This window comes from Planktothrix paucivesiculata PCC 9631 (assembly GCF_900009265.2).
GTDB classification, from domain to species: Bacteria; Cyanobacteriota; Cyanobacteriia; order Cyanobacteriales; family Microcoleaceae; genus Planktothrix; species Planktothrix paucivesiculata.
In genome coordinates, this window is record NZ_LR735027.1 from 19,471 (window position 1) to 34,669 (window position 15,199).

Below are 15,199 nucleotides of genomic sequence, written 5' to 3' on the forward strand. Positions count from 1 at the left end.
ATGGGGCTTTCTTTCATCAATTTGAGTGCTTTAAATAAACCCTAGTTTTGTGAAGTTAGGGGAGATTCATCTTTAAAAAAGTAGAGATTTTGTAAAGATGAACAGTAAAGTCTGAATCCTTACTTTACCGTTCCTTTATTAAAAGCCGTTCAAATATTAATCTTTGGTAAAACCGGACACTCGGTCAAGGAGACTGTATATAAAAGTGTTAGATTCGACTCAGGGAATTTACTGAGAATAAGTTCATCACTGGGCTGCATTCTACAGGATGTATGTATAAATTTAGGAGGTTAAAATGTCAAATATCCGTGTAGAAGCTGAAAGTTTAGTCTTGGGTTTGAATTCAACGGGCTATGTGGTTGAAAATGGAACCTTTGCTTCCGGTGGTCAACTGATCCGCCTGCCTAATGATGGTACAGTTGGAACTATCACTCATAACTTTGACTTAGCATCTGGAACCTATGATATTGTCGTCAGTTATTATGACGAGAATGATGGTTTATCTCCCTATAGTCTAAAACAAAAATCTTCTAATCAAGACTGGGTAAATCTTGATAGTTGGGTTGCTAATAAAAATTTAGGCGACACCCGCGCCTCCGCCAAAAACTTCGTTATAATTCAAAAGTCTAATGTTAATCTAACAACGGGCGATCAAGTGCAAGTTCAGGGTCAACTCCACACCGGAGAAGTTGCACGGATTGATTATATTGAATATATCCCTATTTCGATTCTTCCCTCTCCAGTAGAAGATACCACCGCCCCCACCGCCACAGCCACGGCCAACGATAGTACCCTAACTTCAGGAAGTAATAATAGTTATACCTTCACCGTCACCTATAGTGATGATAAAGGGGTAAAAGTTTCCAGTCTTGATAGTCAAGATATTCGAGTCACCGGGCCGAATGGATTTAATCAACTGGCCAGCTTTGTGAGTGTCGATACCAATAGCGATGGTACACCCCGGACGGCGACCTATAGTATTAACGCCCCCGGAGGCAGTTGGGATAGTAACGAAGCCGGAAACTATAGTGTTGCGGTTGAAGCCAGCCAAGTTAGGGATACCAGTGATAACACCGTTGTTAGTAGTGAATTAGATACATTCGGTATTACCGTTGAATCTCCCCCCGTCGATACCACCGCCCCCACCGCCACCGCCACGGCCAACGATAGTACCCGAACATTAGGAACTAATAATAGTTACACCTTCACCGTCACCTATAGTGATGATAAAGGAGTCAAGGTTTCCAGTCTTGATAGTCAAGATATTCGAGTCACCGGGCCGAATGGATTTAATCAACTAGCCAGCTTTGTGAGTGTCGATACCAATAGCGATGGTACACCCCGGACGGCGACCTATAGTATTAACGCCCCCGGAGACAGTTGGGAGAGTAACGAAGCCGGAAACTATAGTGTTGTCGTTGAAGCCAGCCAAGTTAGGGATACCAGTGATAACACCGTTGTTAGTAGTGAATTAGATACATTCGGTATTACCGTTGAATCTCCCCCCGTCGATACCACCGCCCCCACCGCCACCGCCACGGCCAACGATAGTACCCGAACATTAGGAACTAATAATAGTTACACCTTCACCGTCACCTATAGTGATGATAAAGGAGTCAAGGTTTCCAGTCTTGATAGTCAAGATATTCGAGTCACCGGGCCGAATGGATTTAATCAACTAGCCAGCTTTGTGAGTGTCGATACCAATAGCGATGGTACACCCCGGACGGTGACCTATAGTATTAACGCCCCCGGAGGTAGTTGGGATAGTAACGAAGCCGGAAACTATAGTGTTGCCGTTGAAGCCAGCCAAGTTAAAGACACCAGTGATAATACCGTTGTTAGCAGTACCTTAGATACATTCGGTATTACCGTTGAATCTCCCCCCGTCGATACCACCGCCCCTACCGCCACAGCCACGGCCAACGATAGTACCCGAACATTAGGAAGTAATAATAGTTACACCTTCACCGTCACCTATAGTGATGATAAAGGAGTAAAGGTTTCCAGTCTTGATAGTCAAGATATTCGAGTCACCGGGCCGAATGGATTTAATCAACTAGCCAGCTTTGTGAGTGTCGATACCAATAGCGATGGTACACCCCGAACGGCTACCTATAGTATTAACGCCCCCGGAGACAGTTGGGAGAGTAACGAAGCCGGAAACTATAGTGTTGTCGTTGAAGCCAGCCAAGTTAGTGATACCAGTGATAACAGCGTTGTTAGTAGTGAATTAGATACATTCGGTATTACCGTTGAATCTCCCCCCCTCGATACCACCGCCCCCGCCGAAAAAGTGAGAATTCAAGCCGAAGACATGAACCGAGCCGGGGGATACGATATCGAGTTAGGAGACTTTGCATCGGGCCTGAAATATATTGGTCTACGCTCAGGAAACACAGGCACAGCCACCACAACATTTGGCAAAGGCTCCGGTTTATATGATGTAGTCGTCGGATATTTTGACGAAACTGACGGCAAATCTCCTCTCTCAATTTCTGTTGGGGGAAATAAAATTAGTGAGTGGGTCGCTAATCAATCCCTAGTCGGTGGTCGCGCCGCGGCAACAAACTTTTCCCTAAAAACAATTCCTGGAGTTCAAGTTAATTTTGGGGATGAAATTCAACTGGCGGGAATCTTAGAAGCAGGAGAAAACGCCCGGTTTGACTATGTAGAATTTATTCCCGTCACTCCTATCACCCCTCCACCGCCTCCCCCCGTCGATACCACCGCCCCTACCGCCACAGCCACGGCCAACGATAGTACCCGAACATTAGGAAGTAATAATAGTTACACCTTCACCGTCACCTATAGTGATGATAAAGGAGTCAAGGTTTCCAGTCTTGATAGTCAAGATATTCGAGTCACCGGGCCGAATGGATTTAATCAACTAGCCAGCTTTGTGAGTGTCGATACCAATAGCGATGGTACACCCCGGACGGCGACCTATAGTATTAACGCCCCCGGAGGTAGTTGGGATAGTAACGAAGCCGGAAACTATAGTGTTGCGGTCGCAGCCAGCCAAGTTAAAGACACCAGTGATAACAGCGTTGTTAGTAGTACCTTAGATACATTCCAAGTTGACGTCCAGACTCCCACCTCAACCCCGATAGACATTGTGACTATCGAAGGTGAAGCCATGACCTTAGCAGGGGGGTATCGGATTGAGTCGGCAAGCTTTGCTTCTGGAGGTAAATTCATTGGTCTGAGTTCGACCCTAGGAGCAACAGGAACCGCCACAACCGAAGACTTTTCCGGTGTTTCGGGCGCTTACGATATTGTGGTGAGGTACTTTGATGAAAGCGATGGTCAATCTCAGATTTCTTTAGGAGTTGAAGGATCGACCGTTGAGACTTGGACAGCTAACCAGAGTTTGGGAGGGAGTAGTGCTTCTGCTCAAAATCTGACAGAAATCGTCTTCAAAAACCTTCAAGTTAACCAAAATGACAAAATTGAAATCAAGGGAGCGATTAATGGCGGCGAAAATGCCAGAATTGACCGAATTGAGTTTGTCCCGGCGGGAGATAATACTGCTCCTACTCCCAGTTTGACTGCTAATAGTCTTACCGTCACCTCTGGTGATACTGAGGCTTACACCTTCACCGTTCAATATAGTGACAATCTGGCGGTAGATGCTTCTACGATTGATAGTCAGGATGTGCGCGTCACTGGGCCAAATGCGTTTAATCAACTAGCAACCCTAGTTAGTAACAATCTGAATAGTGATGGTAAGGTTGCCACCGCCACCTATAAAATTAATGCTCCCGGAAGCAGTTGGAACCTTAACGAAGCCGGAACTTATACAGTTGCAATGCAAAGCAATCAAGTTCTCGATCGCATCAACAATCCGGTTGCCAGTGGAACCCTAGGCACGTTCAGCGTATCAGTTAATAGTAGTGGTAACACCGCCGACTATAGCCAAGCGTCCAAAGGGGTGAATATCAACTTAGAACAGGGAATCGGTTATATTCCCGACTCCAGCCAAACCCTGAAAATTATGCCCCTGGGAGACTCCATTACCGCAGGGAAAGAAAATAGCAGTCAACTTGAAGCGGAATGGAATGGATATCGGCTTGGTTTATGGAATCGCTTTCAATCCTTGGGTGTTCCGATTGATTTCGTGGGTAGCCAGTCCAACGGAACCACAAACCTACCCGACAAAAACAATCAAGGTCATTCAGGATGGACGATTAACAATATTAAAGATGGCAAATCTGATGTTCCAGGGAGTGGGGTAAATAATTGGATTCCGGCTTCTGATCCTGATGTTGTGCTGTTGATGATTGGTACAAATGATGCAGGCGGAAATGTTTCGACGATGGGCAGTCGATTGAGTAGTTTAATTGATGCAATTATCACTAAACCTAACTTTGATAACGGAGATTTGTTGGTTAGTACAATTGCACCGATCCATCCTAAGAGTTCTTACTACGCTTCCCGATTCGAGAACGTCAAAAAATATAATGCTCTGATTCCTGGAATTGTTGACAGTAAACCGGCTTCAGAAAACGTCAAATTCGTCAATATGTGGCAAGGATCAAACCCAATCCTAGAAACCGATATGACCGCCCCTCCTGCGGATAATGGTTTGCATCCTACGGCCACTGGTTACGATAAAATGGCTAACTATTGGTTTGACTCTATTCTCGACGCCACTGGACAAAAACAGGTTCTCGAGGATAAAACCGTGGTTAAAGGTTCGGCCTATAATGATGTGATTATCGGGAATACTTCTAATAATACCCTTCAAGGAGGCGATGGCAACGATAAACTGACAGGTAGCGGTGGTGCTGATAAATTTGTTTATAATAACCGCAACCAAGGCCAAGACACCCTAACAGATTTTAGTCCCAGTCAAGGGGATGTGTTTAATATTTCCGCCGCCGGGTTTGGTGCGGGATTAGTAGCAGGAACAGCGTTAAGCACAACTGCATCCAGTAAGGGTGTTTTTATCAGTGGTACAAACTTAAATTATTTAGGGGACATGGCTACGTTCTTCTATAACACCTCTACGGGTTTACTGGGATTTGACCCTGATGGTAACAAGTCTCAATCCCTAATCCAATTAGCCCAACTCACGAATAAACCTACCCTGACCAGGAATCAGTTTGTGATTGTTTAATTAGATTAGACGGTTTTATTCTGGGGGTTTGAAGATGAAACCCCTACAGTTTTTTTCACAGAAGATTTAGGATTGCTATATACTGATTATATTTTCACGGAAACGGGCAGGTTGCTGTTTTTCACAATCCTAAATCTTCAATGTCAAAATTGACTTCTTCCCAGGTTGAATTACAAAATCGTCAAAAACTACTGCTTCAAGTCCAAAATGAAGTTAAGCAGTATCGCTTACAGTCGCTACATCGAGCGGTATTAACTCATTTAGCTCAAGAAACGCCCCCGTTAAAAATGCGACGTATTTGGGATGTGGAGTTAAAAGTTAGTCATCATCAGAGTCTTCGTTTAACGAATGATACGGGAATTATTCAGGTTTTTGATCGCTTAAATGGCAGATTATTAATTTTAGGATCTCTGGGTTCGGGAAAAACCACAACCTTAATCGGATTAGCTAAAGTATTAGTAGGTCGCGCTCAAACGGATGTGGAAGAACCTATTCCTGTTTTACTGGATTTATCAACTTGGAAAAATTCCGATCAACCCATAATAGATTGGATTGTCGAACAACTGTATATTAAGTATGGAATTTCTAAGGTGGTCGGTCAAAATTGGATACAACAGCTTCAAATTTTACCGTTAATTGATGGGTTAGATCAACTTTCTTTAGATAAACAGGTTAAATGTGTTCAACAGATTAATCAACTTTTAAATGGGGATGTTTCCCCTTTACATTTAGTCATCTGCGCTAGTATTGTTAGTTACAAAAAACTTCCCGAACCCTTGGATTTGAATGGGGCTATTTTTTTACGTCCCTTAACAATTCCACAAATTCAAGATTATTTGATTAATTCCCGTAGTCGAGAACTTTGGCAAAATATTGAAACGGATCAACCTTTATTAAAGTTAGCGAAAATACCGTTGTATTTAACCATGATGACCTTAGCTTATGAAGAAATTTTAATCATGTCTTGGAAACATCTTAATTCCTTTGAGGAACAACGTGATTATTTATTTAATGCCTATATTCGTCGTCAACTGAATCAGGATATTCATAAATCTCAATATCTTCCAGGAAAAGCTCCTAAATCCGAAAGTTTTAGAAGATGGTTAGGATGGTTAGCAACTCGACTTACAACCGATGAAGTTACAGAATTTTCTGTTAAAAAAATACCGATTCATTGGTTAGATGAAAATGAACAAAAACCGCGTTATAAATTGATATTAAAGTTGATTTTAGGTTTAATTTGGGTGATCATTATCGGGATTATGATCGCTGGAATTATTACTAAAATAAATCTGCTATTAATTACGGGAATAGGATTGGGATTATTATGGGCAATTTTATTAGAAAAATCGGGTTTAAAACAAAATATAGAACAATTAGTAATCCGATGGATTCTGTGGAAAAATGGCAATATTCCTTGGAATTATCAACGATTTTTGAATGATGCGACGGATAAGTTATTATTACAAAAAACCGATAATCGCTATCGTTTTATTAACCGTTTATTACGGGATCATTTTGTCAATAAAATCTAAACCGGAAACCAATTAATATCTAGTAATTGCTCCAGGTTGTAAGGACATTCCGGGGGAAAGTTGACGGAATTTTGAGTTTTAATTTTCACAAATCCTAACGCATCCTGATAGATAGAGTCAAATTCTGAATCTAAATAATTACGGAGATTTGTGGTAATTTTTCGTCTCAACTGAACTCTAAAGCTATAAATTTCTTCTTCCCAATGAACTCTATTATAGTCAGCCTCCCTTGTCCAATATTGCAGTAATAATAAATGACGGATAATTTGTTCTAAAAGACTCACTACCGCGTTTTTCTTTTCTCTACCCAAATCCTCTAATTCCTCAATTAAGTTTTCTATATCTAACTGTTCAAATTGGTGATTTTTAATTAATTTAACGGTTTCTTGTAACCATTCAGCATCATCGATTTCATAGAGCGTTTTTAAATCCATGATTATCTAAAATCCTGCTTAATCTTCTGTTGTTTGGCGTTTCGCCCCGGGAGTCACCCCCCGACGTCCGGGATCGGTTTGAGAGCGTTTAATAAACTGGCGTAAATGTTGAATAGCAGCATGATCTGGTAATAAATCTAACTGTTCTAATCCTTGGGTAAAAGAATACTCAGAACGATATAATAAGCGAAAGGCTTTTTTTAATAAAGAAAAATCCTCGGAACTAAATCCCGCCCGTTTTAACCCGACTAAATTAAGCGATCGCACCCTAGAAGGATTCCCCTCAACTAACACAAATGGAGGCACATCTCGATCAATTCGGGTCATCCCGCCAATCATGGCTAATTGCCCAATATGGACAAATTGATGCACCCCTAAAACCCCACTTAATCGGGCTTTTGATTCAATATAAACATGACCCGCTAAAGCGACAGAATTGGCAATTACCACCTGATCTTCAATCACACAATTATGGGCGACATGAACATAAGCCATTAATAAATTTTGATTCCCAATAATCGTCGCGTCCCCGGCATTTGTAGCGCGATTAATGGTGACATATTCCCGAATCAGATTATCATTGCCAATTTTAACTAAACTCAAAGAACCATCATATTTGAGATCTTGAGGTTCGGAACCTATCACCGCCCCGGGAAAAAATTGATTGCGATCGCCAATTTCCGTACGACCATTAATCACAACATGGGAACTAATTACCGTATCCGCACCGACCTTAACGTGTTCCCCAATCACAGCATAAGCGCCAACTTGAACCGTAGGATGGAGTTCTGCACCAGGATGAATCACAGCAGTGGGGTGAATTAAGGTCGTCATAGAAATTAAAATGGGTTAAAACCTAACAAGATACAAAAATTCAGTCCACAAGAGAGAACATCAGTTCTCCTTCACAGGCCAGTTTACCATCGACTTCGGCGCGAGCTTGCATTTTACCAAAACGGCGTTGTTTCACGGTCAATAATTCCGTGGTCATGATCAATTGATCCCCCGGAACTACGGGACGACGGAACCGGACTTTATCAATTCCCGCAAATAAAAATAAACTCCCTTTCAAATCAGGAAGTTGGGTTAAAACCACTCCGCCCACCTGGGCCATGGCTTCCACTATCAAAACTCCGGGCATAATCGGACGTCCGGGGAAGTGACCTTGAAAATGGGGTTCATTGATGGTGACATTTTTTAGGCCCACGGCCTTTTTACCTGGGATATATTCAATAATTCGATCCACCAAGGCAAAAGGATAGCGATGGGGCAATAGATTTTGAATCTCCTCAATCATCAATACTGTTTCAGCGTTCAATACGGGGGCGTCGTCCATATCCGATGAATTTAATTTAGCGTTAGTTAGTGGTAGAAAGAAGCCCTAAAGGGCTTACTACTTTGATAATTCCTGAACCAGTTGAACATGGAGATGGTGTCCGGCTTTGTATGCTAAGTAATGAGCTTGGGGGATAAAACCCAATAAACTCAAATCCCCTACTAAGTCTAAAATCTTATGACGCACGGGTTCATTTGCATATCTCAAAGGTGGATTTAACCATTGGTGATTGTCACAAACTATAGCATTATCCAGACTCCCTCCTTTGATTAACCCAGCCTGGCGTAACTGTTCCACCTGTTCTTTTAAGGTAAACGTTCTAGCTGGGGCAATTTCCCTGGCAAAAGTTTCAGGATTAGCGGTGTAACTATACCATTGATTGCCAATCACTGGAGCAGAAAAATCAATCCCATAGCTAAATCGGGTTTCCGATGCGGGAAAAACGGCTACAAAACCATCGCCCTGTTGGACGGATAGGGGTTGGGTAATTTGAAAATTAGGGACATCCTGGGGGAAACTATCGAGGGGTTGACGTCCAACGGTGGCGATCGCCTCGACCCAATTTTGAGCCGAACCATCTAATAAGGGGACTTCTGGGCCATCAATTTCAATTCTAGCGTGATCAATTCCCATTCCCGTCAAGGCGGCTAACAAATGTTCAACGGTTCTAACTTTAGCGTTTGTAGTGCCTAATTCTGTGGATAAAGTTGTGGATAATACCGATTCTAATATAGCCGGAATTTTAGGATTTTCCGGTAAATCAACCCGCACAAAATAGCGTCCTTCCCCAATATTTGCAGGTAAAACTCTAACGGTTGTGTTCACACCCGTATGTAATCCCACACCGGAACAACTAAACTCTTTTTTTAGGGTATATTCGCTCTTGATGCTCAATGTCAGTTCTCCTAATTTTTAAGGGTTTATGTGTTTGATTATTGCATATTGTTTGATTTTCTGATAGGATAACAAGTCTATTGATTATTGTCAAAATTTATGAATCAACCATTATTGCATTTTTTGGCAACTAAAAACTACAAAAATTTATGTTCTGAACAACTATTTTATCTGAGTAATCTGAATATATTTATCGGTTCCAATGGTTCGGGAAAAAGTAATTTTATTAGTTGTCTTAAATTCTTGAAAAATTGCTTAATTAATATTCCCGAAGAAAATCAGGGTGTGAGTAGTTTTGAAGATGCCATTTCTAAAATTGGTGGCACTAGAATTTTAGATAGTAGTGTTAGTAGTCCAGCAAAAGTTAATCTTTATTATTGTTTTTCCCAAATTTCCCAGACGAATAATCCTCAAAGAGACAGCGTAGTTTTTGACTTACAACTCTATACTGATAGGCGAGAAACCTGGGCGACGGTTTCAGAAGAATATTTATATGGGGGGGAAGATTTACATGATCATGCTAACTCTGATCCTTTTTATTATTATAAATTACATAATAGAGAATTAGGCAAAGGGGTTGTATCTGTTTATGATAAACCCGGTCAATATTACCCCACTCATTTTGAAAGTTTAGACAATATTTCTACAAAATCCTTGGGCTTATCATCAATTACTAAAATCTTAGAAAATAGTCAATCCCCTCCTGAGAATACACCGATTTATAAAATCAGGAGAGAATTAATTGAATTGGTTTCAAAGTGGCATTTTTATAATGCTAATAACATGGATTTAAACCAAATTAGAACCGCCGAACCAAAACTGGGACAAAGTGATATTTACTTGTCTCCATCAGGCGATAACTTAGCTTTAGTATTGGATAACTTATATAATAAAAATATTGATTTTGAGGAAAGTCTTAATTTAGCAATGAAATCCATTCTACCCAAAAGTCGTCGAATTAGACCAATCCGTTCTGGTCGTTTATCTTTAACTGTAGAATGGCATTTTCAAGACACGAATGAACCCTTTTTTCTCAATGAAATGTCCGATGGTACAGTGAGGATGTTGTGTTGGGCAACAATATTACATTCTCCAGTCCTACCTTCTTTTTTAGTAATTGATGAACCAGAATTAGGATTGCACGTTGCCTGGATGCCCATTTTAGCCGAGTGGATTAAACAAGCATCTCAAAAAACTCAGGTGATTATTACTACCCATAGCCCCGATCTTTTAGATCATTTTACCGATTGTTTAGAGAATGTTTCTTATTTTCATTCCACTGATCAAAACCATTTTTCAATTAAACCCCTTTCTCGGGAAATATTGGAACCAAAATTAACACAAGGTTGGCAATTAGGCGATTTATATCGTGTTGGCGATCCGAGTTTGGGAGGTTGGCCGTGGTAGTATGGGTTTTTGCTGGAGGGGGTGAAGCGGAAGTTCGAGGATTAATCCCTTTTTTAACACAAAATTTTCCGGGGTGTCAATTCCAAAGAAAAACGCCAGTTCGTCGAAAACCCGGCCCTAAACCCAATCCGTTAATGAGTTATGGAAGAACAGGTAAGAGTTTAATTGAGCAAATTCAAGAGCAATTACCGATTGCTTTAAAAGCAGAAATAAATCAATGTAACCTGATTTTTGTTTTTGATGATTTAGATTGTCGTAATCCAGAAACACAAAGACAAAAAATATTAGCATCTCTATCCATAATACCAGATTGTGATCAGATTCCAAAATTGATTGGGTTTGCCGCGCCTGAACTGGAATCTTGGATTATTGCAGATTGGGATAATTCAATCGCTAAACATCCTGATTTTAGAGGAAGACAGGAACGGATGCGTTGGTGGCTGAAGACAAAAGCCAATATTTCTTTTGATCATCCAGAATCATTTAGTGAGTATGACTCTCAAAGAGATTGCTGTCAAGATAAACTATCAGAAGCACTAATCCAATCGAGTATTCAAGATGAAACTGATCGGCATAAACCACGTTTTTCTAAAGGAATTGATACCCCTATTCTTTTATTGAAAATTGATCCGAGTCAAGTCCAAAGAAAATGCCCCTTATTCCGTCAAATGTATAATTACTTGCAAAGTTTTTGTTGTTCTTTGCCGTCTTCGATTTAATACATGGTTTTTTATAAATTTCTGCCTTGGGAGGATCAAAACTGAGTATAATCAAGGAATTGATTTTATCAAAACTTTGATGTATGCAAAAAAAATTATCTCCAATGTTATCTGATTCGGATAATACTCAAAGATATAATCCAGAATTTGATCAAATTTTCAATCAAGCCTTAGATATTGTAAAATCTAGCCTGAATCAACCAGAAATTCCCTATGATCAAAGGCTAAATGCCGCATTAAAAGTATTAGAAATAGGAATATTATCACAACAGAAAGATTTTAATTCAAATTTATCAGATATTATCCCATCTGGAGATGATTTATCAAATATTCCAGAACCAGAAACAATTATTATAAATCCTGATTATCTACAAATTAATGATTTTTTCTCAAAAGAAGATTACCAAAAACTTTTAAACCTGACCCTCGCTAATCAAAATAATTTCTTTTCCTCGGAAGTGATTAATCAAGAATCACAATATCGTCAATCCTATATTCTACTTCCTGAACACTTTGCAGAATTTCATGAATTAATTACTCAAAAAATTCTTACCGCTAGACCGCAGGTGATGGAACAATTAAAAATACAAATGTTTTTAGTCGCCCATTTAGAAATTCAAATTACGGCTCATTTACATGGAGGATATTATAAAATTCATCAAGATGTAGACGGGGGAAAAGCAGCTAATCGTAAATTAACCTATGTGTACTATTTTTATCAAGAACCTCAAGGTTTTTATGGTGGAGATTTGAGGTTATATGAAACTAAAATCACAGGTAAATCAGCCATTATTCAAGAAAAATTTACTCAGATTCAACCGCTTAATAATAGTATTATATTTTTTGATAGTCGCTGTAAACATGAAGTTTTACCCGTGTATTGTCCCTCTCGACAGTTTGCTGATGGTCGATTTACTCTCAATGGTTGGATTCATGGTTAATTAAGATTTTTGAATTATATTTTCCAATACATTAAAAATCAAATCAAACCTAAAATGATTCACCCAATATTTTAATTCTTCCGATAACGCCTGTTTTTCCGGTGGAATTTGATCAATTAAATTAAAAATTAAGGGCTCATCTAAGGAGGAACTTGCTTGATATAATTGTTCTATCCATTCTAAAGACATTCCTGCAAAACTTTCAGCCGTTAAATTAAAAGTTGGTAAGTATGTTTGAGGGTCTACAGAAATCTCTGAATCCAGATCATTCTGAGGAGTTTCTACTAAATTTTTCCCCATGGATTTTACCCGCAAGGTAAATTCAAAGCAAGTTCCTACCCCGATTTCGCTTTGAACAGTGATTTCACTTCCCATTAATTCTACTAATTGCTGACTAATAGCTAACCCTAAACCCGCCCCTTCTTGAGCATTTTTTCCGCTTTCAGTTTGGTTAAAAGCCTTAAAAACTTGATCTAATTCTTCGGAAGCAATTCCTACTCCTGTGTCCCTAACCCTAAAGTTAAGTGCAATTTGATCGACTTCTAAACCATCAAGATCAAGTTTTTTAATTTCCAGGAAAACTCCACCAACGGAGGTAAACTTTAAGGCATTACTGAGGAAATTAATCAATACTTGACGCAATTTTAATTCATCGGTACAAATATATTGAGGGAGAGTTTTATCTTTAACAAAAGTTAAGGTTAAACCTTGACTACTTGCACGAAAATCAAATAATTTTTTTAGGTCATCTAAAAAAGAATCGAAATCAAAATCATTAAGATTTAAAGTATATTTTTCGGATTCACTTTTTGTAAAAGATAGAATATTATTAATTAACTTTAATAAATATTCTCCATGATTATGAATAATTTTAATATTTTCTTGATCTTTAGCAGATAGGGTTTGAGAGTGATTCATCATTTGGGTAAAACCGAGAATAATATTCAAAGGAGTTCGCAATTCATGACTCATATTAGCAATAAAAATACTTTTAGCACGGTTGGCAACTTCCGCTTTATCTTTGGCTTCTGCGAGTTCGGTGGTGCGTTGTTTAACCTCGGTTTCTAAGGTACGATTATAGTCTGCTAAAATTTGTTCGGTTTGTTTGCGTTGACTAATATCTTGAAAGGCGGCGATCGCATAAATAATTTCACCTTGATGGTTATAAATCGGCGTAGCCCAAATTTCAACCGGAATAATTTTTTCTGACTGATGAATTTCCAAATCATCTAAATAAATTGTTTCCCCAGCTAAAGCTCTAATAACGGGTAAATCCTCCAAGGGATAAAATTGATTTGTCCCTAGCTTATAAATTTTGTAAGTCTGACTAAAATTTTCTTTTTCTGAATCTAAAATTTCTTTAATGTCTAATATTTCTAGGCTTTTTCGGTTCATATAATAAATTTTGCCTGTAGGTTCATGCACCGTAATTCCAATGGGAACAGCCTCTAAAAATTGACTTAAACGATGTTCATTTTCTTGAAGAATAGAAAAAGATTCTTTTAACTTATTTGCCATAAAATTAAACGATGTTTCTAATTTTCCCAGTTCATCATAACGGTTAACTTCCGGGATTTGATCCCATTTTCCTTGAGCAATATTTTTAGAGGCTTGATTTAGTTTAATAATTGGTTTAATTACCCATTGAGCCGTTAATAATCCCACTAATAACGCAATAAAAAAGGCTACCAAACTCAGTAATAAAGTGGTTTTATTATGGGCTTTAATTTGCCCTAAAAAATCATTTTCGGGAACGATAATTACAATCAGCCATTCTAATCCCCGAGAATCTTGAAAAGGAACCACACTTAAAAAATAGTTTCGCGCCTCGATTTCTAAGTTAATTTTGGGGTTTTCAGGCAGGCGGTTGAAGTCGGAAAAGTGGGTTTTTAAATACTCCGCCGTCGCTCGGGTGACAAGATTTTTACTTTCGGTGGCTAGAAATAATTTTTTTTCACCTTTGACCTGGTGAAAGGGCATTTCTCCTGTGGAAGTGGCTAATAGTTTTCCGGTTTTTTCAATAATAAAAGTTTGTCCTGATTTCCCAATTTTTAAGGTATTTAAAAAGTCACCCATTTGATCGAGGCGTAAAGTAGAGAGTAACACCCCAAGAATTTGTTTATTAGGATTATAAACAGGTTCTAAAGCACTTATCAGTAAAGTCGGTTCTAAAAAGGAAACAAACACATCACTCCAAGATGATTCTCTGGCTTTAACTGCTTTTTTATAACTGGGATGTTGACGCAAATCATAATTTTTGATAATTAACTTTCCCGTGGTGCGATCGCCCTTTTCATTGACTTTAAAACTATAAAAATTTATCCCCACATCGTCGCCAACCACGTTAATATAAAAACTGCCATCTAATAGTTTCTCTCCGCTTCGTTGTTGGTTTTTATCGGTTGTGACCGCAATATAAGCCATATCGGGGTGGATTTTAATTTGTCGCCAGAGATATTTTTCCCAGGGATATAGATTTTGTAAGGTTAATAAATTTAATTCTATCTGGCTTAAATTAACTTGATTAATATGATGGGGAGTTTCTAAATAGAGTCGTAAGTTTTGTTCAACGCGATCGCCCACTTCATTCATTAACTGAGTGGCTAAATCTTCAACGGTTTTCTGTCCGGCTTTGTAGGACAAATATCCAACTAATCCCACAATCCCCAAAATTTGTAAGACAAAGGGAACAATAAAAACAATTCTTAAAGGGAGTTTAGCGAAAATTCGATTTAAGAAGTGATCTTGCATGATTTTCCCTTGTTACTGTTGGTTATTCCCGGTTTTTAGACAAAAACACACCCCCTCTAT

Annotated in this window: 10 protein-coding genes; 5 read left to right on the plus strand and 5 right to left on the minus strand. The window is 39.0% G+C overall.

The genetic code is table 11. The features are described from left to right. Positions 1–295 precede the first annotated feature (295 nt). Both PL9631_RS24100 and PL9631_RS24105 read left to right on the plus strand, forming a co-directional pair. Positions 296–5,122 (plus strand): GDSL-type esterase/lipase family protein, encoded by a 4,827-nt coding sequence (locus PL9631_RS24100; RefSeq protein WP_083624377.1) that lies wholly within the window; start codon positions 296–298, stop codon positions 5,120–5,122. A gap of 140 nt (positions 5,123–5,262) precedes the next feature. Further along, the gene (locus tag PL9631_RS24105; RefSeq protein WP_083624379.1) at positions 5,263–6,657 is read left to right on the plus strand and encodes an NACHT domain-containing protein; all 1,395 of its coding nucleotides are present in this window, start codon (positions 5,263–5,265) and stop codon (positions 6,655–6,657) included. Here PL9631_RS24105 and PL9631_RS24110 read toward each other — a convergent pair. The 4 genes from PL9631_RS24110 to lpxC are packed head-to-tail and all read right to left on the minus strand — an operon-like array spanning position 6,654 to position 9,321. Beyond that, positions 6,654–7,091: a DUF29 domain-containing protein gene (locus PL9631_RS24110; protein ID WP_083624380.1), complete on the minus strand. Its 438-nt coding sequence runs from the start codon at positions 7,089–7,091 to the stop codon at positions 6,654–6,656. The genes PL9631_RS24105 and PL9631_RS24110 overlap by 4 nt on opposite strands. Before the next feature lie 18 nt (positions 7,092–7,109). Further along, positions 7,110–7,925 carry an acyl-ACP--UDP-N-acetylglucosamine O-acyltransferase gene (gene lpxA, locus PL9631_RS24115; RefSeq protein WP_083624382.1) on the minus strand — a complete coding sequence of 272 codons (816 nt, stop codon included), beginning with the start codon at positions 7,923–7,925 and terminating at the stop codon, positions 7,110–7,112. 40 nt (positions 7,926–7,965) lie between these two features. Continuing rightward, positions 7,966–8,427 carry a 3-hydroxyacyl-ACP dehydratase FabZ gene (fabZ, locus tag PL9631_RS24120; RefSeq protein ID WP_083624384.1) on the minus strand — a complete coding sequence of 154 codons (462 nt, stop codon included), beginning with the start codon at positions 8,425–8,427 and terminating at the stop codon, positions 7,966–7,968. Between the two features lie 57 nt (positions 8,428–8,484). After that, complete coding sequence (lpxC, locus tag PL9631_RS24125; RefSeq protein WP_083624385.1) at positions 8,485–9,321, minus strand: UDP-3-O-acyl-N-acetylglucosamine deacetylase; 837 nt, start codon at positions 9,319–9,321, stop codon at positions 8,485–8,487. 99 nt (positions 9,322–9,420) lie between these two features. Here lpxC and PL9631_RS24130 point away from each other — a divergent pair, with 99 nt between their 5' ends. The 3 genes from PL9631_RS24130 (at position 9,421) to PL9631_RS24140 (ending at position 12,388) form a co-directional block, all read left to right on the plus strand. Continuing rightward, positions 9,421–10,728 (plus strand): AAA family ATPase, encoded by a 1,308-nt coding sequence (locus PL9631_RS24130; protein ID WP_083624387.1) that lies wholly within the window; start codon positions 9,421–9,423, stop codon positions 10,726–10,728. Further along, on the plus strand, positions 10,722–11,447 hold the full coding sequence (locus PL9631_RS24135; protein WP_231516846.1) for a DUF4276 family protein: 726 nt from the start codon (positions 10,722–10,724) through the stop codon (positions 11,445–11,447). The genes PL9631_RS24130 and PL9631_RS24135 overlap by 7 nt, the downstream gene beginning before the upstream one ends. A gap of 83 nt (positions 11,448–11,530) precedes the next feature. Further along, positions 11,531–12,388, plus strand: a complete 858-nt coding sequence (locus PL9631_RS24140) for a 2OG-Fe(II) oxygenase (protein WP_083624388.1) — start codon at positions 11,531–11,533, stop codon at positions 12,386–12,388. On the opposite strand, the gene PL9631_RS24145 is transcribed toward PL9631_RS24140, so the two are convergent. Then, positions 12,389–15,139 carry an ATP-binding protein gene (locus tag PL9631_RS24145; RefSeq protein WP_083624389.1) on the minus strand — a complete coding sequence of 917 codons (2,751 nt, stop codon included), beginning with the start codon at positions 15,137–15,139 and terminating at the stop codon, positions 12,389–12,391. It lies immediately after the preceding gene. Positions 15,140–15,199 lie beyond the last annotated feature (60 nt).